The 21,002-nt window shown below is 43.6% G+C and carries 22 protein-coding genes; 3 read left to right on the top strand and 19 right to left on the bottom strand.

What is annotated here, in order from left to right; translation table 11 throughout:
• Positions 1-23: 23 nt before the first annotated feature.
• The gene (locus tag KI659_RS05495) at positions 24-3,116 is read right to left on the bottom strand and encodes a SusC/RagA family TonB-linked outer membrane protein (protein WP_213944360.1); all 3,093 of its coding nucleotides are present in this window, start codon (positions 3,114-3,116) and stop codon (positions 24-26) included.
• 445 nt (positions 3,117-3,561) lie between these two features.
• Between KI659_RS05495 and KI659_RS05490 the strand changes: the two genes are divergently transcribed.
• A complete protein-coding gene (locus tag KI659_RS05490; protein WP_213944359.1) occupies positions 3,562-4,059 on the top strand; it encodes a hypothetical protein in 498 nt (165 codons plus the stop codon).
• 165 nt (positions 4,060-4,224) lie between these two features.
• Positions 4,225-4,710 (top strand): membrane lipoprotein lipid attachment site-containing protein, encoded by a 486-nt coding sequence (locus tag KI659_RS05485; RefSeq protein WP_213944358.1) that lies wholly within the window; start codon positions 4,225-4,227, stop codon positions 4,708-4,710.
• A 125-nt stretch (positions 4,711-4,835) separates the two neighbouring features.
• Here the strand turns inward: KI659_RS05485 and KI659_RS05480 are convergent, their stop codons facing one another.
• From KI659_RS05480 to KI659_RS05470, 3 genes are all read right to left on the bottom strand, one after another.
• A complete protein-coding gene (locus KI659_RS05480; protein WP_213944357.1) occupies positions 4,836-5,414 on the bottom strand; it encodes a 2'-5' RNA ligase family protein in 579 nt (192 codons plus the stop codon).
• A 3-nt stretch (positions 5,415-5,417) separates the two neighbouring features.
• Positions 5,418-6,326, bottom strand: a complete 909-nt coding sequence (locus KI659_RS05475) for a universal stress protein (protein ID WP_213944356.1) — start codon at positions 6,324-6,326, stop codon at positions 5,418-5,420.
• Between the two features lie 376 nt (positions 6,327-6,702).
• Positions 6,703-8,073, bottom strand: a complete 1,371-nt coding sequence (locus KI659_RS05470) for an undecaprenyl-phosphate glucose phosphotransferase (protein ID WP_213944355.1) — start codon at positions 8,071-8,073, stop codon at positions 6,703-6,705.
• Between the two features lie 297 nt (positions 8,074-8,370).
• Here KI659_RS05470 and KI659_RS05465 point away from each other — a divergent pair, with 297 nt between their 5' ends.
• Entirely contained in the window at positions 8,371-9,039 is a 669-nt protein-coding gene (locus tag KI659_RS05465) for a class I SAM-dependent methyltransferase (protein ID WP_213944354.1), read from the top strand.
• A gap of 198 nt (positions 9,040-9,237) precedes the next feature.
• Here KI659_RS05465 and KI659_RS05460 read toward each other — a convergent pair whose 3' ends face one another.
• From KI659_RS05460 to KI659_RS05390, 15 genes are all read right to left on the bottom strand, one after another.
• Positions 9,238-9,954 carry a putative periplasmic lipoprotein gene (locus tag KI659_RS05460; RefSeq protein ID WP_213944353.1) on the bottom strand — a complete coding sequence of 239 codons (717 nt, stop codon included), beginning with the start codon at positions 9,952-9,954 and terminating at the stop codon, positions 9,238-9,240.
• 158 nt (positions 9,955-10,112) lie between these two features.
• A complete protein-coding gene (locus KI659_RS05455) occupies positions 10,113-10,565 on the bottom strand; it encodes a hypothetical protein (RefSeq protein ID WP_213944352.1) in 453 nt (150 codons plus the stop codon).
• A gap of 141 nt (positions 10,566-10,706) precedes the next feature.
• Positions 10,707-10,991: a hypothetical protein gene (locus KI659_RS05450; protein ID WP_213944351.1), complete on the bottom strand. Its 285-nt coding sequence runs from the start codon at positions 10,989-10,991 to the stop codon at positions 10,707-10,709.
• Between the two features lie 66 nt (positions 10,992-11,057).
• Positions 11,058-11,216 carry a DUF4249 family protein gene (locus KI659_RS05445; RefSeq protein ID WP_213944350.1) on the bottom strand — a complete coding sequence of 53 codons (159 nt, stop codon included), beginning with the start codon at positions 11,214-11,216 and terminating at the stop codon, positions 11,058-11,060.
• Between the two features lie 245 nt (positions 11,217-11,461).
• Positions 11,462-11,884, bottom strand: a complete 423-nt coding sequence (locus KI659_RS05440; RefSeq protein ID WP_213944349.1) for a hypothetical protein — start codon at positions 11,882-11,884, stop codon at positions 11,462-11,464.
• Positions 11,885-12,310 carry a lipocalin family protein gene (locus tag KI659_RS05435; RefSeq protein WP_213944348.1) on the bottom strand — a complete coding sequence of 142 codons (426 nt, stop codon included), beginning with the start codon at positions 12,308-12,310 and terminating at the stop codon, positions 11,885-11,887.
• A 241-nt stretch (positions 12,311-12,551) separates the two neighbouring features.
• Complete coding sequence (locus KI659_RS05430; RefSeq protein WP_213944347.1) at positions 12,552-12,893, bottom strand: type II toxin-antitoxin system HicB family antitoxin; 342 nt, start codon at positions 12,891-12,893, stop codon at positions 12,552-12,554.
• Positions 12,890-13,066, bottom strand: a complete 177-nt coding sequence (locus KI659_RS05425; protein ID WP_213944346.1) for a type II toxin-antitoxin system HicA family toxin — start codon at positions 13,064-13,066, stop codon at positions 12,890-12,892. The genes KI659_RS05430 and KI659_RS05425 overlap by 4 nt, the downstream gene beginning before the upstream one ends.
• 208 nt (positions 13,067-13,274) lie before the next feature.
• The gene (locus KI659_RS05420) at positions 13,275-14,453 is read right to left on the bottom strand and encodes a DUF1972 domain-containing protein (RefSeq protein WP_213944345.1); all 1,179 of its coding nucleotides are present in this window, start codon (positions 14,451-14,453) and stop codon (positions 13,275-13,277) included.
• A 171-nt stretch (positions 14,454-14,624) separates the two neighbouring features.
• Positions 14,625-15,545 (bottom strand): class I SAM-dependent methyltransferase, encoded by a 921-nt coding sequence (locus KI659_RS05415; protein WP_213944344.1) that lies wholly within the window; start codon positions 15,543-15,545, stop codon positions 14,625-14,627.
• Positions 15,546-15,554: 9 nt separating this feature from the next.
• Complete coding sequence (locus KI659_RS05410; RefSeq protein WP_213944343.1) at positions 15,555-16,373, bottom strand: class I SAM-dependent methyltransferase; 819 nt, start codon at positions 16,371-16,373, stop codon at positions 15,555-15,557.
• Between the two features lie 27 nt (positions 16,374-16,400).
• Positions 16,401-17,582, bottom strand: a complete 1,182-nt coding sequence (locus KI659_RS05405; RefSeq protein WP_213944342.1) for a glycosyltransferase family 4 protein — start codon at positions 17,580-17,582, stop codon at positions 16,401-16,403.
• Entirely contained in the window at positions 17,575-18,696 is a 1,122-nt protein-coding gene (locus KI659_RS05400) for a glycosyltransferase family 4 protein (RefSeq protein WP_213944341.1), read from the bottom strand. Before KI659_RS05400 ends, KI659_RS05405 begins: the two co-directional genes overlap by 8 nt.
• Positions 18,693-20,084, bottom strand: coding sequence for an O-antigen ligase family protein (locus KI659_RS05395; protein ID WP_246535302.1), 1,392 nt, complete (start codon positions 20,082-20,084; stop codon positions 18,693-18,695). The genes KI659_RS05400 and KI659_RS05395 overlap by 4 nt, the downstream gene beginning before the upstream one ends.
• Complete coding sequence (locus KI659_RS05390) at positions 20,081-20,998, bottom strand: glycosyltransferase family 2 protein (RefSeq protein WP_213944340.1); 918 nt, start codon at positions 20,996-20,998, stop codon at positions 20,081-20,083. Before KI659_RS05390 ends, KI659_RS05395 begins: the two co-directional genes overlap by 4 nt.
• Positions 20,999-21,002: the final 4 nt, after the last annotated feature.

Below are 21,002 nucleotides of genomic sequence, written 5' to 3'. Positions count from 1 at the left end.
ATTAAATTTTTTAAGTCCACCAATTAGAATCCCACATTAAGCCCAAATGACCATGTCCTGATAATAGGAGCAGAGTTCCAGTCTACACCAAACTGCAGCTGGCTGCCAGGGAAGGTATTCAACTCAGGATCCACACCGGTATAATTGGTGAAGATGAGTGGGTTTTGCACCTGACCGAAAATCCGCACGCTACGAATGCCGCCGTTAAAGGTCTGGTCCAGCCAGTCAGCAGGAATCCGGTAACCCAACACGATGTTTTGGATCCTAAGGAAGTCTCCTTTTTCCACAAAGCGGCTATTGGCAGCTCCAGCGGCCCAAATGTTGGCATCCTGACCGGTATAGAGCTTGGGCACGTCGGTCACCTGACCGCTTTCAGTCCAACGGCTAAGGATTTCCGCATTGTTGTTGGAGAAGCCCATACCCAATTGACCCCTTCTGGTCTCATTCATAATGTAGTTACCACCCGAGTAGCGGAAAAAAATCTCCGCATCGAAATTGCCTATCACAAATTGATTGGTCCAACCCCCTTGCCATCTGGGGAGGGTATTGCCAAGTATTCGCAAGTCGCCTCCCCCCAGACCAGTCGCCGTTTGGGAGATATCGCCGGGGTTATTTTCATTGTAGGCCCTCCATCCGGTATTATCCTGCTCAAGGTTATATTGAACCAGCGAACCATCACCCTTCACATAGATGGGATTCCCATTGGCCGAGTTCACGCCAAACCACTCATAGCCATACAACTGGGCAATAGGTCCGCCTACTTCCGTCCGGTTAAAGGTAGTAGTGATCGGGCTTATAAGGTTGGTCACCTCATTGTGCAACCAGGTAAAGTTAAAATCGGTGTTCCAGCTGAAATTATCCCGTTCGATAATACCGGCCATCACACGCAATTCCACCCCCTGGTTGACCATGGCGCCTACGTTTTCAAAAATCCTGTTTTGGGGTACACCAAAAGAGGAAGCGGTGATACGCTCCAATACCAGATCCCGGATATCATTTCTGAAGTAGTCGGCAGCCACTGTTACATTTCCTACAGTGAAGTCCAAACCGGCATTCAGTTTACGGGAGGTTTCCCATTGCAGGTTCGGGTTGGCAATCTGGTCAAAGCCGATACCAGGACCCAAACCGGAAAGTGCGGCTGAATAACCACCTACATAGGGGAAGAATCCAATCTCCGTGTTACCCACTTCCGCATAGGAGGCTCTTACCTTAAAGTCAGAAATCAAGGCGCTGTTGAAGAATCCCTCATCGGAAATCCTCCAACCGACGGAACCACCCACAAAGGTACCTCTTCGGTTATCAACCGGTAAGGCAGAAATCCCGTCATTTCTTACCGATGCAGATAGAAGGTAGCGTCCGTCAAAGCTATAGTTTACCCTGGCAAAGTAAGAATCGAAACCCTGTTCATCCATACCACCACCAATTTGCTGCACACCAGCCGAACCGGTCACGATATTGGACTGCTGGAAGAATACGTCGGCAATCTGGGTACCGGTGGCTGAGTAGAAATGCTGGTTGGTATATTGGAACTCCGCACCCACGGTCACATTCAGGTTGTGGCTTTCACCCAAGATGGCCTGATAGTTCAGCGTGTTCTGCTGGTTCCAGCGATATACCGGCCTGTACGCCTGTAACATCAAACCCGCATTACCCCGGCCGTCCCCATGACGGGCATCCCAGGATAGGAATTCATCCGCGAATGTCATATCCCCACCAAACTGGGTCCTGAAGGTCAAGTCTGGGAAAATATCCCATTCACCAAACACATTTCCCAATAGCCTGGCAGTTCGGCCCCTGAACACGTTGTTGGCCAATACAAATCCGATGTTGGGAATGTTGTTGTCAATGTTACCCAAGTTTGGACCCCTACCAAGGGCGGCACCATCAGGTGTGGTGTTGAATCCGTCATAGAAGGTATTGCTTGGATCCTTGATTTCGATATTGGGAAAGGCCCTCGTCACGTTATAAGTGGCCCCGGACAGGGAGTTTTCACCGTTGTTCAAGGATTCGATTTCGGTGAAGGAGAAACTCATGTTGGTACCGATCCTCACCCTATTGGACACATTATGATCCACATTGGCCCTTAAGGAATACCTGGTCAGCTCATTGGCACGGATATAACCCTCTTGGTCGGTGTAGCCCAAAGAGAAGAAATACTTGGTATCGGCCGAACCACCACGGATGGAAAGGTTGTGCTGGGTCACCAAGCCTTTGCGGAAGATATAGTCCTGCCAGTCGGTATTTACTCCAGGCTGGGCAAGGTCACCAAGACCGGCGTTGCTCCTTTTCTCGTTGGCTATGGTCACAAACTGGTCGCCATTGAGCAGGTCAAATCGGTCCACTTCCTCATTCCAGCCCACACTGACATTATAATCAACCTGGGCACGCCCTTCAATACCTTTTTTGGTAGTGATAAGTATTACCCCATTTGCCGCTCTGGAACCAAAAATGGCCGTAGCTGAACCGTCTTTCAACACCTCAAAGGATTCGATATCGGCTGGGTTGATCTGGGCTAGGGGGTTGCTCGGGAAGTTGGCCGCCCTATCCGCATTCACCACCGGCACCCCATCGATTACGATCAGCGGATTGGCGTCGGAAGTAATGGAATTGACACCCCTAATCCTGATCACGGGGGCCTGGCCCAGCACACCGCCCGGGGTGGTTACGTTTACCCCCGGAGCGCGGCCGGCAAGCTGCTGGTCAAAGGAGGGGGTCACCAGGTTTTCAATCGCCCGGTTGTCGATGGATGACACAGATCCGGTGAGTTCGCGTCGTTCTTGGGTACCGTAACCAACCACGACCACCTCACCGAGTGTTTTCACATCCGGTTCGAGCAGCACATCGATGGTAGACTGGTTGCCGATGCCTATTTCTTGGGTTAAGAAACCCACAAAGCTAAATACCAAGGTATTACCGTCTTCTGGCACTTCTATGGAGTACGACCCGTCGATATCGGTGATCGTCCCCACAGTAGTGCCCTTCACCCGCACGTTAACGCCGGGCACCCCTTCAGGTTCTTCGGCGGAGGTCACCGTACCGGAAACCGTCCTGCTTTGCGCCGCCACAGAGCACACTGTAAATACGGCGAGCACAAAGCCTAGTAAACTTTTTTTCATGCAGTTTTATTTATGGTGAAACACAATAATTTGAACCATTAAAATTAACCACATTAACAAATCTTAACAACTTGATTTATACCATTTTATAATGTTAAAATACCAAAAAATTATTTTTTGTACCTAGGTTGAATAGATTTTAATAAAATTGTACATCTCTGGGGTTTAGGGGGTTAGGAGTTTATTGTACCATATTAAAACGTACCCATATCGGCCGTCCCTATGGGACTATGCGACCGCTCCGACTTCCAGATCCCTGGGGTAAACCCCAGGGCCAGTAGATCGGCCGCTCCTAACGGAGCTTTGGAAAGCACTCTATAATTTGGTGAGTTCATTATCCCCAAACTTATCAATTACGGAAACCTTAGGTAATAAAAGATAATATCCCTACTTTTATTGTAGCGGATTTGGGCAATAAACCGTATGGTCTTTACAACTAAATTTTATGATGATGAAATACTCCGTATTTGCAGGTTTGATAGCAGTAATTCTTTTTAGCGCATGCCAGGAAGACAACAGCATCACCACTGAAACATCCGTTGAAGGCCAATGGGAGCTTCAGGGATTTAGAAGCAACTGGATTGATGATATGATTTCTGTGGATGAAATGGATTATTCAGATAGCTACACCTTCAGAGCTGATGGTACTTTCACCAAGTTTAATACAGTATTGGGATCGGAATTATCCGGAACCTTTGAGGAAATCATCCCTGACATTGGCGACAACGTCAATCATGTAAAAAATTTAAGGCTTTCCTTTAACCCTGATGAATTAGAGAATTTGCTTAATGCGGAAGATGTCAGTGGCTGGAATCAAGAACATCAGTTTCATGTGTTTTATGGCAGCAACGAAACTGAAGAGCTTTCCCTCCACCCCGATGGCACCCTTTCAAATGCTGGGTTCGCCTGGAGAGATGGACCGATATATATTTATAAAAAATAACCCTCCTTTCTTTGCGTTTTCCCACCTTTATGGTTAACCTTTTCGCAGGTATTTATATTCTCTAGATCTTGTAAAAAGTGAAAGGTTAAAAGTAAGAAAAGGAAAAAACTTCGCGCCTTAACGCCTTAGTGGCTAACCTAATACTTAGACTAAACTTTACCATAAATGAAAAAACTTCTATTATTGGCCTTTGCCGTATTAATCTTGGCCGCTTGCCAAAACGATGATAACCCAACCGTATTGACTGAGATTGGGGAGTGGAAACTTGAGCAGTTGACTCCTGTGCGTTCCACAGAAGTGATCACAGCAGCCGAACTTGATTTTACCGAAACCTACCATTTCAGGGAAAATGGGACTTTTTCAAAATTCAGCACACGTGCAGAAATGGAACTTTCAGGAACTTATGAAACAGTTCCAGTTGATCCTGATGACAGGTTTGACCCAATGCTGGTCAGACAGCTTATTCTAACTTTTGATAGTGATCAATACGAAGCTATATTGGATCGTGAGGAAGGTTCGAATCGGGCATATGTAGACTTGTATATTTACGGTGTTGACAATTTTGAAGTATTAGGCTTGCGGAATGACAACAGCCTTTCAAACGGTGGCCATCGTTCTCATGGAGACTTTTTGGTATACACCAGGAAGTAACTTTGAAAGGACGAAATTAGGGGTGCGAGGTACGAAGGAAAAAAAAACCTGCCAGTCTAGCAAAAATCACGAGACCTGGCAGGTTTCATAGATAAATAAGAAACGTCTGAGGATTGATTACTACGTCAATCGCTAGAAATACTTGGTACATGGTACTTGGTACCTAGTACAATTTGAACCACCACCTCCCAGTTCCTGTCTCCCTTTTTCAACAGCGCCACTTTATCCACATTTAGGCGCTCAAAAAAACCTGTCTCCTTCAAATACGCCAGGCATTCATCAAATCGTGCATCTTTCACATCTTTGGAAGCTACAGTCATATGGGGATTATAAGCTTTGTCGGCCAGTTCTTCTATGGTCTTCAGTTCCCGCTTGCAAAACTGCCCCAGCTCCTGCTGCAACTTCAATAATTCAGGGGGCTGATTGACGCGGATGTAGAGGACACGCCGCCCAAAACGGCCAATCCCCTTAAGCTCTAGCTCAAAAGCCGGCTGCTCGGCTAAAAATGTGGATAACTTCCCTATCAGTTGTTGCTCCTTTGCCTCATTGTACCGAAATGGCATTTTTAGCGTCACGTGCGCAGGAGATTTTAAGGCATATTTGAAGTTAAACTTATTCCTGACGGCCAATTTCAGCCCTGTAGCTTTCTCCTGGATTTCACCCTCCGGTACAATTGCTATATAGTATTTGGCGTAATCGGGCATGGATCACACTTTAAACAATGCCTCCAAAAAGCCCATGTTTTCCCCTTTTGTCTTGTAGATCAGCATCGGAATCTCATAATTGAGATGCACCAACCTCTCGGCTACACTCCCAATCAGCAATGCCGCGGAATCTGTTCTTCCTCGGCTACCCATCAGAATCATGTCGGTTTCCAGACCTTTGGCAATTTCCAGAATATACTTGGAGGCATGTTTATCCTCCTTGAGCACATATTTACAGTCGTATTCAGGCAACTTGTTTTTTCTGATAAACTCCCCGTATTCCTTTTGGGCATTTTTCAGCATGATCTGGGCAAATTCCTCATAGGATTTGCCGGTTTTATAGTACCCCTTTGGCACCTCGTAAATGTGCAGACAAGTGATTTTGGCCTTAAACTTCTGCGCCAATTCCTCCATCAGGCTAAGAGTAAGGTGGGAATATTCGGAAAAGTCCACCGGCACCAAGAAATTATCTATTTCTTTGACCTTCAGGTTTTCGGTCAAAAACAACACCGAGCAGGGAGCCTTCTGGGCAAGGTTTTTTGATAGCGTACCGCTTCCTTCCAGCACAATTTTGCGCCCCATAATCAGCAGATCGATGTTTTTGATCTTTGACCACCTCAAGATGGTAGCCATGGGATCTCCTTCCTTCACGCTGATATCAATCTCCACCTTTGCGGGGATAAACTTCTGGGCTTTCTCTCGGATGCTCCTCTCTATGGCCTCATCCACGGGCGCCAGCAGGTCTGGATAGGTTTTGGTCACCTCTGTTGGCAAAGCCAAATCTTTTTCCACATGGACAAAATAAATCTTCTCAATGCCCAACAGGTCCACCAATTTGCCTGTCTTCTCTATCAGGATCTGGTCCATCTCCGTAAGGTCAAGACCTACTAGTACTTTTTGGAATTGTTTCATGGGGGGTAGTACAATTAAGCGCTAAAATAAGATTTTTAACGTGTTTGGTATTTTTAAAGGGTACAAAGTACCAGGTACCAAGTACTAAGTATTTCTAGGACAAGTCCTGTTCGGGGCAATGCGGAGGTTGTTCTGCCATTGACCGTTTTTTACTTTCGGGAGCCTTCCAATTCGCTGCGTTCATTGGGGCCGGCAGGTAAGTCAAAGAGCTACTTAAAATAAACTTTGTGCAACTTATTTTTTTACTTGGTGCCCTTGCCTGCCCGCCGTGGCGGGTGACCCATTTGTCTCCGCGAAGAAGGAAACTTTGTGAAACTCCTTTAAAACTCAGTGGAACTCTGTGTCCCTTTTCCCTCTGTCTTCCGTCTCCGGTCTCCTAATACGCATTCTCCCTATTAAACATCAACTCATGCACCGTTTTCACTACGATGGAGAGATCCAGCCAGATAGACCAGTTTTGGATGTAGAAATAGTCCAACCTCACCCTGGACCGGATTTGGTAGGGCATCTCGATTTCCCCACGATAGCCCTTCACCTGCGCCAAGCCGGTAATACCCGGTTTGATCTTGTGACGCGTGTTATACTTCTCAATGCTCTGCTTGAAAGTCTGGTTCATCGGCACCGTGTGCGGTCTAGGCCCCACGATGGACATTTCACCGAAAAGCACGTTGATAAACTGCGGCATTTCATCCAGCGAAGTGCTTCTCAAAAACGCCCCAATGGTGGTCACCCGCGGGTCATCCTTTATCGCCTGCTGCGTATCGGCATAGTCGTTTGGTGTCATGGAGCGAAACTTCAGGCACCTAAATACCCGGTTGTTTTCCCCATTCCTCTCCTGGATAAAAAATATAGGCCCCTTGGATTCCAACTTTATCAACAAACCCACCAAAGGAATCAGCCAGCTCAGAATAAACACGATCACCAGAGAAGAAAAAATAATATCAAAAGCCCTTTTGGCAAAACGGTTGACTACATTGTCCAGTGGAATGTCGTTGACATTAATGACCAAAAAGTCACCGTATTTCGAAAAGGAAAGGTTTTTTTCAAGTTGAAGGCTCTTATCAGGAATAATTTTCACCTTGATGCACTTATCGTCGGCGTAATTGATAATCTGCTTGATTTTATCCGCTTCCAGATTTTCATTGATGTAGATGAGGTCAAGCTCCATCTGTTCGGCCTGATCAAAGAAATCAGATACCTTGCCTTTCGTTTCCATACAGGTAAAGGCATCATCAAAATAACCCAGAAAGTTGATCCCAAAATCCCTGCGGTACGAAAGCATTTGGGCCAATCGGTTGCTGGCCCCACCTTTACCAATGATCACCGCATTTCTGTAATTTCCGCCTTTGATGCGGTATTGCTTCAGGGCAATATGCACAGCCACGCGGTACACACTCAACAAGATAAGCATCATGTGCACATTGATCAAAAGATACAGCCTGCTCAGGTGATAGGTTTGGAACAACACCCACAATACCGAGATGATGGCCACAAACCAGAGCACGGAGCCAAAAAGCTGCTTCAGGGTTTGGCTGTAGTCTGTCGTCCTGCCGAGTTTGTAATCCTTCCTAAACAGGGTCACGCCCAGCCATACCATCAGAAACCCGAGGTAAAATACATCCGAAGAAAGCTCAGTATTAAAAATAGAGCCTAGGATCACTTTCGAAAGCAAAAGTGACAGTACAATTATGAAAGCATCTCCCAGGCTAAAAAGCCATGGGAAATTTTTATAGAAGCGTTTAGCCATAAAAATCCAGACCGACTTGTTCCCGCACAAGCAGGGTAATTCAATGTTGTTCTTTCAAGGTTTTATGAAAACCTAGTTAGATTTCAATGCAAAAATAATCAAATATTGATGACTCACTACCATTATCTTTGATTAATCCGCACAGATTTGTCAACCCATTCCTGCAATTTGACCGCCAATTATTGCGATATTTGGAAATTGATAAGACGGAAGACCGGAGACCGTAGACCGAAAGTATTCCCGTCTTCGGTCTTCCGTCTTCGGTCCTCTGGCCGCAAGGCTCCAAACCAACAAAAAATGCTACCAATAAAATCTCTATTAGCCTCATCAGAAACAGACGGCTCGCTGGGTAAGAAATTCAGGGAGGAGCGGTTTAGGTTCTTTGAGAAGCTGGTGGAAGAAAAATTTCCTGAAAATCAAAAAATCAGGGTTCTAGATGTGGGGGGCACCCAGGCCTATTGGGAGGGAAAAAGCATCCTCAAGAAAAGAAACCTTGAAATTACGGTATTGAACCTGATCGAATTTCCCGTTAACCTGCCCAACTTCAGGGCTCTGGCCGGTGATGCCACCCATATGCCTGAATTTGGCGACAACAGCTTTGATTTGGTTTTTTCCAACTCCGTGATTGAGCACCTCTACTCCTGGGAAAATCAGGTCAAAATGGCCAAGGAAATCAGTAGGGTAGGGAAGAGTTATTTTGTGCAGACGCCAAACCGCAACTTTGTCATCGAGCCCCACTATGCCCTTCCACTTTTTCAGTTTGTGCCAAAAGGCCTGGCCTTCAACATCCTTACCAAAACAAAACTCAGCCGCTTCAATCGCTGGGAGCCCTCCATGGCTCGCCAATACCTCGACGAAATCCGCCTCCTGAGCATCCAGGAAATGAAAACCCTATTCCCTGACGGGGAGGTTTACCTGGAAAAATTCCTTGGGATGAATAAGTCGGTGACGATGTTTAGGTTTTAATGTAGAAGAAAAAATGGGTACTAAGTACGATGTACTAAGTACTAAGTATTCACGGCGAGATTACGATCTATCCACCTCGTGGATAATGGGTAAATTATTGATGGAGCAACTAAAATTAAAATAAATAACGTTAATATTACTTTAAACTACTTTGTACATAGTACTTAGTACCTAGTACAAAGTAGTAAAAGCATCATTTCAATAATCCATATAACTTATAGGCATTCTGACAAAGCCATTGGTAACTTCTCTCTGAATGCTGGTTTTAACACCATTGCCTTCAAAACCAAAAACGGTAGCCTCAAATTTTGCTTCTATATAGGTATTTCCATTTGGAGTAGTGCCCACTTTGAGAATCTCAAAACTTGAATCAGCTTGTGCATCATCATTTACCAGAGTTTCAAAGCCATAGGGGGCGGTAGAATGTGTAGTGAGGATATGGCGATGCTCGTTTTCATCTAGCATAGCCAATTCTAGAGCTACCCCATCTTGGGAATTGTGTCTGTCATAGTCAAAGGAAAAAGGATACATACCCTCTTGAATAAAATCCCTTCTATCTTCCTCATATAGCGTATAATGATTCCCGGTTCTGATTTTTAATTGCTCTTTTAGATACTTTTTACCTAATATAACTTTCAAACTTCCATCACCTGATCTTTCTCTCATAGTTGTTGAAACCATGAAGAACAGTGAATCATACTCCTCAAAGGTGGGTTTGTGAGAAACGTAATAAGCTTGTAGAACCCCTGTTCCATTTCCATTTACGGAATTGCCGGTATATTCCACCCCATCAATGGTATAGGAAAACTCCCACACAAGCTCCTCAGTTGCCTCCTCCTGGATCACTGGTTCTCCATTTTCTTGACAGGAAACCAATAGAAGTACGGCAAAAATCAATGGTAATAATCTTTTCATATTTTTTTCTTTGAACGAAGATAGGTATAAAACTTTTAATTTTCCTAAACTTATAGGTAAAAAATTTCAGAGGTTATCACCACGCTAAAAGAAGGATATCCTACCAAGAATCCATTTAAACCTGCCAAATACATCGTACTTAGTACCTAGTACATTTTTCAATGGTCATATATAATCTGCTGGAAAGGCTTGGGCACTTCCATGGTTCCTTCGGTGTAGTAGGCTACGCAATAATTGCTGATAGGCAATGTTTCCACCCTATATGCCAAATCGCGGTTAGCTGAATAATAATTGGTTCGGTTCACCATTCTGTAATCGTATTTATGATGGGCAGTTGAAAATGTGCCTAGCACTTTATCGGACTCATCCGAAAGATTAACAATGTTGCCTACCAGGTTATAGGGCATCGCATCGAAAATATTGCCCGTATTGACTTGCTGCTCTTCAATTAAAGCCAAGAAGGTGGTTTGGAATGGATTTAGGGCATAAATATCAATCTCTACGAAAAATCTTCCCAGCCTATTCATGGGTAAGGCTACCACGTTAAATCTTCCACTTTCCCCCAAAGCAATGTTTGTAGGATAGGGTTCAATATTGATCTTCGCATCCAAATAAGTAAAAAACAAATAGCAGGTACATCTACATTCTATTGGGGGGAGCTTCAGGATCAAATTGCGTATGTACCTCCTCCATCCCAGATGTTTTCATATAATACCCATACGAATCCTCTGATTTTCTTATCAAATCCACATCTACATTCTAGAAATTTGATTTTGGCCAAAAGCCTCTCCAAAAACAGGGTTGATAAACACCAACTTTTCCTCTCCTTGATAATGGTAATCCTTTATCTCAGGCGCCGGCGCCACTTCCTGCCAGGTGGACTGGTAGTGCGTTCTGTCCTGAAGGATAAAATTCAACCGATACCTTTCATTTTCATCCAATTCAAAATCACCCACCGGCAGATAACTCCCTACAAGGGAATCCAGGGCCAGGGAAAATTCAAACTCGATATTTCGCCCCGCAGTTTCGGTTTCCACATACATCCGCCTGATCTCGGGCCTGTCGGTATAGCGGTTGAAAGAGCCGGACTGAAAAGCGGCAGGCTAGTAGACCTTCACATAGGTCATGTTGGGGTCATTGGACACCCAGCCATCCACGGCTATTTTCCTTTCCTGCTCAGGCACATTGATGCGGATCTCATCAATGCAGGAAACCTGAAACAAAAAAATAACAAAAACACAAACCTTACCGAGCCTATCCATCAACTATTAACCATCCATTTATCTTAAAATTTTTTGAAAGCCGGCGAGCTTCCAAGCCCCTGTAAAAAACCGTATGTCCCTTTCGATGTCAAGTCCTAATTTTACTAGACACTTTAACTCTGCGAAACTCCATTAAAACTCAAAGTAACTCTCCCGATCCACGAAAAGCTCCTCGGGACAAGTTATGTCCCTTATGATCCGGACTTCCTATTTCGGTCTTCCGTCTTCGGTCTTCAGTCCTTTATTCAATTTTCATTTGCTCTCTTAAATGTCCTAGGAGTTTTTGCTACAATTCCATTCTCTAGAATCCCCTTGAGCAACAATTCTTCATTATCCAGCTTCACAATCAAATACCTATAAGTAGCAATCTTTTTATAATCATTGATAACCAAAGTATCCTTATCCAAATGCCATTTCCCTATCTTAGGAACTATTGATCCTTCCTTCATATCTGTAAAATACAGGGTGTCTTTGGTAAACAGGTAATAGGTAGAGTCCATATAAAGATTATAAATATCAAGGCTCTTTAGGTAATCATCAGGATCCAAGTCCCCAGTTCTGGGAGAACTGATCAGCTTTTCATAGGCCGGATAAGAAACTATCTTCCACTCACCCAGAATCAATGTAGGGTCAATGATCAGTAATAAGAGCAAAGTAAAAGCTTTCATTTAATGTTCTTTATTTTTTACAAAAACCATATCATTCTTACTCACATCCCCATTCCTATGAATAAGATTCATAACCAAACTATCAGAGTTCACTTTTTTAATGAAAAATTTATAAGTCTTGATCTTCGAAAGGTCATTGATGTACAGTGTATCTGACTTTACATGCCACCGCCCCATTTTCTCAAATATTTGATTTTCCTTGTAATCCGAAAATATCACCGTGTCCTTGTCAAAATGATAGTAGGTATTATCCAATACCATTTGAAAAGTATTTTCAACCCTAATTCTTTCTTCATCACTGGCTTCAAAGTATCGAGGGGAAGAAATTATGCTAGAAAAGGCTTCAAAAGAGACCAATTGCCACTTCCCCAGTAATTCTGTCTGAAGCAGGCTGATAGGAAGAAGAACAAGAAAAATTGCTTTCATAGAGGAAATGGTTAATACACGCTGAACAATTTAGGGATAAAGTTTTTAACTCCCAAAGAAATAGGTGATTTTATACACTCACCTGGTCTATCACTACCTCTACATAAGCAAGGTGTTGGGCAAGGATAAGGCCCACGTACATCCTTAGCAATACAAGTAAACAAAAAAAGCTCTCAGAGATACGGAGAGCCTTTAAATTTTAGATATAAGATCTTAGGTCTACTAATAAAAAATGAAAAATTTAAACCGATTCTTTACCCACTCGAGATCTAATTGCTTCGGCTACAAAATTATTTAATGAAACCTTGGTTTCCATAGCCAGAAGAGCTGCTTGTTGATGCAAAGCCGGTGATATTCTTACATTAAAACTTCCTTTGAATGGTTTCTCAGGGGATTTTCCTGAGGCTTTGCATTCATTTAAATATGTGTCAATAGCATCTCTGAAATCCTGTTCCAAATGCTTTCCTGTTTCGCCCTCATATGAAATCAGTCCCCTTAGACCTAGTACTTGTCCAAAGAGTAAATTGTCTTCAGGGCTGTATTCTATACTTCCCGTATAACCTTTATAATCCAGATATTTCATAACTCCAAAATTTCTTTCATCTGACGCATTTGGTAATTCTTCATAATTCGGCTAGGATGTGGCTTATGAAGCATTATTGTTACATCATCCCCATTCTCGAATTTAACTCTTGATCCTGAGGTCTTACCCTTCTTAACTTCCTTAAAACCGAAATAACTAAGAAGCCTAACCATTTCATTATAATGAAAATCGGAAGGAATATGTAACTGTAATTAGTTGCATTTTATAAAATGATTTAGAATAATCCAAACCACCTCAATACTAAATTAACTCAAATATCGAAAGCCAAAAAAAGTGCAAAAACTGAAAAAGGCCCCTAGTATTACTAAGAGCCTTTTTCAATTTATAAAATATTATATCCTATGCTTCAATACCTCATGATCATTTTTCCACCTGATCCACTTGGCTTACCTTTCGTGGGACAGTAACCCTTTTTCCTGATAGTCGCTGGAATACCTCCAAATACTTATCCGTCACGATTTCCCAATCATACTTTTCGGTAAGCCCATTGCGGGAGGTTTTTCTCAGCTGCTCCATAGCGGCAGGGGCTGATTCGGAGTTGGCTATGCATTCGGCCACGGCCAGTGTGTTTTTCTTAATAAACCAGCCATGCTCTCCATCCTGCAGCATCTCTCTATTAAACGGTGTATCTAGGGCCAAAATAGCACAACCAAAACCCAGCGCTTTAAGCATCGCAGGATTGGTGCCTCCATATTCATGGCCGTGTATATAGGCATAACTGTTTTGGTACAGGGCAGCCAGATCCTCAGCATCCCTTACGTATCCGGTAAACAGCAGGCGCTTGTCATCAATGCTTTTTAACTTATCCACATAGTCATCCTGAAAGGGAACATCTCCCACAATGACCAGTTTGCGCTTGGAATTTGATTTAACAAAGCCCTCTATCAGCAGATCGGCATTATTATCAGGCACCAACCTGCCCACAATTAGAAAATACCCTTCCGGATATAAATTCCACTTTTCAATTCTATTGGGGTCCGCCATCAGCGAGGGATTTGCTCCATAGGCAATCACTTCCGATTGGGCGTTGAACATTTCCTTGTACACGCGCTGCATCTCATCGGAATCGTTGATTATTTGGTCATAAAGCTTGGTGGCCAGACGGCTGGCAAATTTGAAATACCTGGAGCCCAAGCCCTTCCATTTGGGTCTGAGCCACTCCAGACCGTCCACATTGATAGCAGTGGGTTTTCTAAAAATCCGTGAAATCATCCCAAAGGGGCCATTTCCACTATTCACTACAAAAATCACATCCACATCGGTAAAGCAGGCGTGCACCATGGAGAGAAAAGAATGGGTAAGCTGTGTGAGGCTCTTGGTCTCAATGGCCGGAAGATACTTAAGCTTGATGCCGTTCACCTCTTCAGGTTGTTCATCAAATAAAGCACTATGGCAATATACGGTCACTTCCACCCCACGCTCCTGCAGCCTTTCCCCCAGCTCCTTCACCATGGTATCATAGCCCCCATACACATAAGGATACCCCTTGGCTCCCAATATGGCTACTTTCAACTTTTCTTCTCCTGAAGTATTTGGCATATTTCGTGATTTTCTTCCGTCTTCGGTCTTCGGTCTCCTGTCTTCCACACTACAAAGTAAAGGCCTCAAATTCAATAATTAACCACCTCACCGATTATTTTCTATAATTCAACCTAGAAAAACCCAATTTCAACGAAAAGTGTTCCAGGGGCGAACCTTTCAAAGGTGGGCTTAAAGCTTCCTAAAATAAAAGGCGGCTTGATCCCCTTTCTTGGCTTTATTCAGTTTCATCGCCTCTTTTTCCCAAGCTTTGAGGGTTTCTTTATCAAAATGCTCCAAAGGATCAGCTTGGTAATGGGCTATATTTCTTTTGCACAATTCGCTGGCCCAAAACTGAAAGGATGTGCTGTCGTAAATTACACTTCCCAAGGTGAGCCCGGCTGATTCACCGAGCATTTTCATGCCTTGCTCACTGTGGATAAAAAGATGCCTGGGCGCATCCAATTGGACCCACTCCGCACCGTATCTTTTCCACACCTCTGCATCTGCGACCGGGATTCTGATTATCAACTGCCCCTTGGGTTTTAATATCCTGTGAGCCTGCCGAAGCACCTCCAAAGGACGATCCATGTGCTCAAAGGCATGGTGCATCATCACACAGTCATACTTTTCATCGATCTCAAAAACGGATTTCCTTTCAAGCTTTACACTTTCATTGATTTGGGCTGGGCTTTTCATGAAGGGATCAAACCCCGTCAAATCCCTATAACCCCCACAATAGAGTTCATAAATCAACTGACCAGACCCACATCCTATATCGGCGATTTTATCGTCATAGTTCAGGTTAAGCTTTCTAAACCATGCCCCATAAACCGGCTCCAGTGCTTTAATGGGAAAAAGCTGGTAGGCACTTAACCTAATCTTCTTTAGCACCCTTTTTAGGCTGTTTGACTGATTTAGGCAGACAAATGAATAATATTTATCAGAATAATAGGGAGAAAGGTCTTGCGGGGGATCAATTTGCTGTATGGTCCCACACTGTGAGCACCGGAGATAAGGAAAAGCCTCCAGCGTACCAAACATGTGCTCTTTAACCGTAAATTCCTGGTTACCGGTTTGATTTTGACAAACTTGACAAGTTGCTGTTGACATGAATTTAGATTAATAGGAAGGAACATCCTTTTTCCAGGCATGGCCTTTATTCACGTGCACTATGGCCTCCAATTCCTCGGCAAATACATTTGTGGAGTTCCCAATTTTAGCCAAAAAACTATACAATGGATAACCTTTTATTACTTGCTTGTAATTTTTGTAGTTATAATGGTTTATGGTGACTTTAAAGTCATCAGAAAGACTCGGGAAATAATGCTTGAGTTCCTTGGCCGAATACTCTTTCCAATGGTGGCCATAAGTGATTTGATTCAAGATATCATCCACATTTGTCCCTATTCCTCTCAAAGAGATAATGTTTTTTACACTTCTGACCAGGCTGGGAAGGCTAAGTGAATTGGGAGTAGATATGTATATATCACCGCCTGATTTCACCACTTTATGCAATTTCTTCCAAAAGGAAACCGGATTAAAGGTAATGTGCTCCAGGATTTCCGTGAAAAGAATAAGATCATACTTCTCCTCAGTTGCAGAAAGTGCTTGCAAGGAGGGAAGGTCATTTTCCACAATCTTGTTGATACCAAATTCCTCCCGGCGTTTTTCCACAAAATCCATGGACCAAAACTCGGTCACATCCATACAGTCTACTTCAAAACCAAGTTTTCTCAGAATGATAGAAGTGTGCAAATAGTGGCTACCTATATCAAGAATGACTGTTTTAGCAGAATCGTAATGTTTTTCCACATAATTGGCCATACGCCTAAAACGGTCTTTGTGGAAATAAAAATAATCCACATCCTTGGTCTCACCGGTTGCTAAAACCAACTCCTCCAATTCCTGGATTATATCATCAACAGACTTTTTATTCATAATTATTTTGGGGGAATTACCCATATTTCAACTTTCAGGTTTACGTTGCTGAAGCACCTGACCCAAATACGATTTTATTTCTTGATCAAACCTCTCTAAACCAAATAATGCTTTGGCCCTGTTTTGTGATTTCCGGCCCATTTCCTTTCTAAGCTCCTTGTCCTCAATCAGCCCAAATAAACATTTGGTTCCGGCTTTGGCATCGGAAACTGGAATCAAATAACCATTAATGCCATCCTCTATCATTTCCGCAGCGCCACCCGAGCGTGTTGCCACAACAGGTAGACCGGCTCCCATGGCCTCTAAAATGACCGTGGGGAAGGAATCCGGCATGATGGATGGCAGCACAAAGATATCGCTTATGGCTAGAATATCATCAATATCGGAGCGGAAACCCAAATCGATCACATTTTCCTCCATTTCGTGTTTCCGGATAAACTCTTTCATTTCATCCAAAATAAATTCATATCCTGGATAGGGGTCTCCGGCCATTAGAAAAACCACATCCTGCCTAGTTTTGAGAATCTCTTTGGCCATGTCCAAATAAAAAAATTGCCCTTTGCCAGGATTTACCCTGCCCACCATGGTCACCACAATCTGGGAGGCTTTTATACCCAATCCAGCCTTTAAGTCCCATTCTGGTTTGTGAGTATCACGGATGGGAATCCCATTGTGGATAACTTTCACATTTCCCTGTACTCCTAAACTTTTCCAGTGATCAGAAACAGCTTTTGAAACCGCTAAAACATGATCAGAACTTTTCATCTGCCCAGCTAGGAACTTTACTAAAAAGGATGGAGATGGGATAATTTCATGCACATGCCATACATGTGCAATACCTTTATTTCTTGCAAAAAATGCCCCCACCAACACCGCTAAAGTGTTGGTGTAAATCAAGCTAAAGCGGTTTTCCCTATGAAGTTTGTTCAAAAATCTATAGGCTGCAAAAAGCTTTAGTATGCGGTTGGCCAGGCCTAATGGGTTGAAATATTTTCTTCTTAAAACCCCAAGGTTCTGAATCTTCACCTTGACGCCTCGCTTTTCAAGTTCTACAGACAATTGGCCACGGTAGGGAAGCACCACTACTGGGTCTACGCCAATTTTCATGGCTGATTCTATCACAAACAGTAGAATCAATGATGATCCGTAGAGGTCTGCCGAGCCGTGAAGAAAAAGCACAGTTTTACCTTCAGTTGTTTTTTTAACCATTAGAGATCAATTGGTGGAAGGATTCATAAAAATTCTGGCGGGAGAAAACCTTGGTTCTTATTAAGCCTTTTTGTATCAGGTTTTCTCTTAATTGGGGCTCCAAATGCAGTTTTTCCATCTGTTTGGCAAAGTTATCCACATCTCCGATAGGGGAAACCAAGGCAGCTCCCCCGGCCACTTCGGCCAGCGCCGCCTGGTCTGAAATAAGCACAGGAATCTGATTGTGCATGGCTTCAATGACGGGAATCCCAAAACCTTCATTGGAGGATGGAAAAATATAGGCGAAAGCATTTCTGTAAAGGGACTTCACCTTTTTGTCGGGCAGAAAACCGGGTAGGACAACTTTTTCTTCAAGTCTATATTCCCTGATGGCACCCACCACAGCAGGATAATCATCTAGTGCAACACTTAAGCCCCTTTCACCTACCAAAACCAATTTCTTTTCGCCCGGATACTTTTGGTCAAACTTTGCAAAGGCTTTGATCAAAACAGTTAGATCCTTCCTTTTGTCAAAGCTTCCAATATGGAGAAAATACCCCTGAGCCCACAACTCTAATTCTTCCAAAATGCGGTCATCCGCTTGGTCTGGCAGTAATCTAGGGCACTGGTAAATCACCTCAATGGGGTGCTTGATTGGAGTAGCCTGCTCGATGGATGCTTTCGCATATCGGCTGGTAGTCACCACAGTGGTATTTTCCTTCAAACCCCAATAAATAGCCTTAAGGAAGTATTTACGCCAATGTGCATTGTAATTTTGGGGCATCTGCCAAAAAAAGGCATCATGAACGACCACAATATTTGGCTTTGAATTGAGCGCTGGAGCTACAAAATCAAAGCAGATCAAGTGATCTGCTTTATGGAATTTCAATCTGAGAGGTAGGACTAACTGCTTGTAATAAAAGTAATAAATATGATAAAGCAGCTTTCTCCAATAAGGCACATCGCCTCGGAAAAAGGTTTGAGTTGCTTGTTTCTCTGGATCATGGGAAAAAATATACTCGAGATCATCTTGGGAATGCTCATTTACCGCCTCCACAAACTCCAGCATATAGGTTTTGATCCCCGTCAGTGCTGTATTAAGGTAAAATAAATCTACATAAACCCGCTTTTTCATGAAAGAGCAAGTTTTGGGTAAGCAATTTTCTGATAGGCCATCACACTGTGGCCGACCATCCACCAGCTGGTCCAGGCTACATAGGCATAAACTTCCGCATTTGCCGTGAATAGGGGAAGCAACATCCCGACTTTGACAGCTGCTGCCACAAAACCGATCCGCGCTACCATCACATTTTCGCTTTGCCTGAATACTCGCAGCGACACCCTCACGGCATAATAAAGCATCAAAATATAGAGTATCATTCCCAGCCATCCCAACTGCACGCCATATATGAGGAACTGGTTTTCTCCCCCGACCCGCAGTTCATCCTCCACGGAGCCCACATTCCCGCTCATACCTAATCCTATCCCCAGAGGGTTGGCTACCATGGAGTCAAGGGCCAGCACCCATTCGATCACGTGTCCTACACTGGATGTGCTTTGAAAGGTAAGGGTGTCTACAACGAAATAGTAGAAATCCTCAGAGGCAAAAAACAGCACATACAATACAAAGGCCACTAAGCCGGCAGCCCCTGTTAAAATCAATTTGTAAAGTTTGAAGACCAGGGCGATGAAAAATATCATTACAAAGAAAGCTAGGAACGCTGCCCTCGAAGCTGCAAATAGCAGGCTTGCGAAAGAGGTAAACATCACGATGGTTGGCAGAAGCCAATCTTTTCGGTCGGAAGTAAGGAAAAAGATCAATCCAGCAGAGAAACCCAGCAAAATCGAGCTCGCCAATTCTAGAGGGTCGGAGAAAAAGGAGGCCAAGCGTTTAGTAACCGCGGAAGTTTCAAAGGTCCAGGTCAGGCCAAAATGCCCCGAAGCCTCAATATCCTGTATATCCAGCATGTAGCGGGCATATCCGGTGAGGGATTGCAAATGGGTATCAATGGCCGTTTCAAATACATTGACAAAAAAGGCCGAAATGGCTATGAAGAAAACTATGGTAAAAAACCTTTTGTAATCCTCTTGGGAGAAATTGCTGTTTCGGCCTATGAAATACACAATCCCAGGAATCAGCAAGTTTTTAAAATACAGGGCCCTATTGACAAAAGAGGCCTCGCCGAGGGGCAGGAGCATAAAAAGGAAGGAAAGCCCCACAAATGCCAAAAACAACTTATCCACAATATGCAACCGCCAGGGGTAATCGTTCAGGTTTTTTTGGTAGGCCACAAAGCCAACAAGCCCAAGCAAAACAATCAGTTCCTTTTGAAACTGAAAGAAATTGACCGCTAGGGGTGAACCCGTCACCTGATAGGTCAAACTTAAAATGGTGGTGTAAAAAGGAAGAAACAGCATCAAGAAGAAAATAGCGTATTCGTATTTTCCTTTGAAGATCATCTGCTTCAAGGTAAACTGCATCAAAACAGCCCAGGCAATGATTATGATAAATAATGCAATCAAGGTTTTAAGGGAACGGGGCTATTAGGGTCCAACTTGTAACCGTCGAGCAATCCTCTCCACACCGACTTAAATTTCTCCTTCCGGTTTCTCAACAGGAAATAGCCCATGTAGGCAAACATCTTGGCAGTTTGAAACGGAAAGGCAGTATATCGGCTAAACAAGTCTTGATGCTGCCGCATGAGGAAGATTTGATTTCGCACGTTCAGATAATGGGCTGAAGGGGAGAGGAAGCCCTCCTTTTGCTTGGTTTTGGACTTGGTAGACCCACTGGCTATATGGTAAATTTTGCTTTCAGTCACCACACCTAGATCATATCCGGCTTTCCTAATCCGAAAAGAATAATCCACATCCTCAAAGTAAGCGAAGTAGGAGGGAGTGAGCGGCCCGATTTTCTCCAACACCTCGCCCCGGATCATCAAGGCACAGCCAGTGAGCCATTGGGTATTGAAGACTCCCGATCCAATTGAGGAGGATGAAATGGTAGAGGCTATAGTGGTAATAAAATCCCCTCCAGATTTCCATACTTTTTCCCTCTCGGGATGGTTAAATATTAAAGGCTGAACAGCTCCCAACCTGCTGTCTGCTTCCATGGCCAAAACTAGTTTTTCCAAAAAGTCCGGCTCCAAAAAAGTATCGTTATTCAAAAGAAGCACATAATCATAGCCTTGGGTTTTGGCATATTCCATGGCTACATTATTGCCCCCGGTAAAGCCCAAGTTATCCACATTTTGAAAATAAACAGCCTTAGGATACGCCTTTCGCAGCTTTTCTCCCGACCCATCGGTGGAACCGTTATCAACCAATAAGATATCCACATTGGAATAATACTGCTGTTGCAGCTGCTCGATGCATTGTCTGGAATAATCATAGGTATTCCAATTGACAAGAATAATTACAACTTTCCCCTTTTCCATTTTT

It is taken from the genome of Litoribacter ruber (assembly GCF_018449405.1).
Taxonomy (GTDB): domain Bacteria; phylum Bacteroidota; class Bacteroidia; order Cytophagales; family Cyclobacteriaceae; genus Litoribacter; species Litoribacter ruber.
This window is presented reverse-complemented; position numbering and strand designations above follow the sequence as displayed.

Excerpts from the sequence above, each read along its gene's own strand:
- KI659_RS05495 (WP_213944360.1), bottom strand. The coding sequence starts at position 3,116 with ATGAAAAAAAGTTTACTAGGCTTTGTGCTCGCCGTATTTACAGTGTGC.
- KI659_RS05490 (WP_213944359.1), top strand. The coding sequence starts at position 3,562 with ATGATGATGAAATACTCCGTATTTGCAGGTTTGATAGCAGTAATTCTT.
- KI659_RS05485 (WP_213944358.1), top strand. The coding sequence starts at position 4,225 with ATGAAAAAACTTCTATTATTGGCCTTTGCCGTATTAATCTTGGCCGCT.
- KI659_RS05480 (WP_213944357.1), bottom strand. The coding sequence starts at position 5,414 with ATGCCCGATTACGCCAAATACTATATAGCAATTGTACCGGAGGGTGAA.
- KI659_RS05475 (WP_213944356.1), bottom strand. The coding sequence starts at position 6,326 with ATGAAACAATTCCAAAAAGTACTAGTAGGTCTTGACCTTACGGAGATG.
- KI659_RS05470 (WP_213944355.1), bottom strand. The coding sequence starts at position 8,073 with ATGGCTAAACGCTTCTATAAAAATTTCCCATGGCTTTTTAGCCTGGGA.
- KI659_RS05465 (WP_213944354.1), top strand. The coding sequence starts at position 8,371 with ATGCTACCAATAAAATCTCTATTAGCCTCATCAGAAACAGACGGCTCG.
- KI659_RS05460 (WP_213944353.1), bottom strand. The coding sequence starts at position 9,954 with ATGAAAAGATTATTACCATTGATTTTTGCCGTACTTCTATTGGTTTCC.
- KI659_RS05445 (WP_213944350.1), bottom strand. The coding sequence starts at position 11,216 with ATGGATAGGCTCGGTAAGGTTTGTGTTTTTGTTATTTTTTTGTTTCAG.
- KI659_RS05440 (WP_213944349.1), bottom strand. The coding sequence starts at position 11,884 with ATGAAAGCTTTTACTTTGCTCTTATTACTGATCATTGACCCTACATTG.
- KI659_RS05435 (WP_213944348.1), bottom strand. The coding sequence starts at position 12,310 with ATGAAAGCAATTTTTCTTGTTCTTCTTCCTATCAGCCTGCTTCAGACA.
- KI659_RS05430 (WP_213944347.1), bottom strand. The coding sequence starts at position 12,893 with ATGAAATATCTGGATTATAAAGGTTATACGGGAAGTATAGAATACAGC.
- KI659_RS05425 (WP_213944346.1), bottom strand. The coding sequence starts at position 13,066 with ATGGTTAGGCTTCTTAGTTATTTCGGTTTTAAGGAAGTTAAGAAGGGT.
- KI659_RS05420 (WP_213944345.1), bottom strand. The coding sequence starts at position 14,453 with ATGCCAAATACTTCAGGAGAAGAAAAGTTGAAAGTAGCCATATTGGGA.
- KI659_RS05415 (WP_213944344.1), bottom strand. The coding sequence starts at position 15,545 with ATGTCAACAGCAACTTGTCAAGTTTGTCAAAATCAAACCGGTAACCAG.
- KI659_RS05410 (WP_213944343.1), bottom strand. The coding sequence starts at position 16,373 with ATGAATAAAAAGTCTGTTGATGATATAATCCAGGAATTGGAGGAGTTG.
- KI659_RS05405 (WP_213944342.1), bottom strand. The coding sequence starts at position 17,582 with ATGGTTAAAAAAACAACTGAAGGTAAAACTGTGCTTTTTCTTCACGGC.
- KI659_RS05400 (WP_213944341.1), bottom strand. The coding sequence starts at position 18,696 with ATGAAAAAGCGGGTTTATGTAGATTTATTTTACCTTAATACAGCACTG.
- KI659_RS05390 (WP_213944340.1), bottom strand. The coding sequence starts at position 20,998 with ATGGAAAAGGGGAAAGTTGTAATTATTCTTGTCAATTGGAATACCTAT.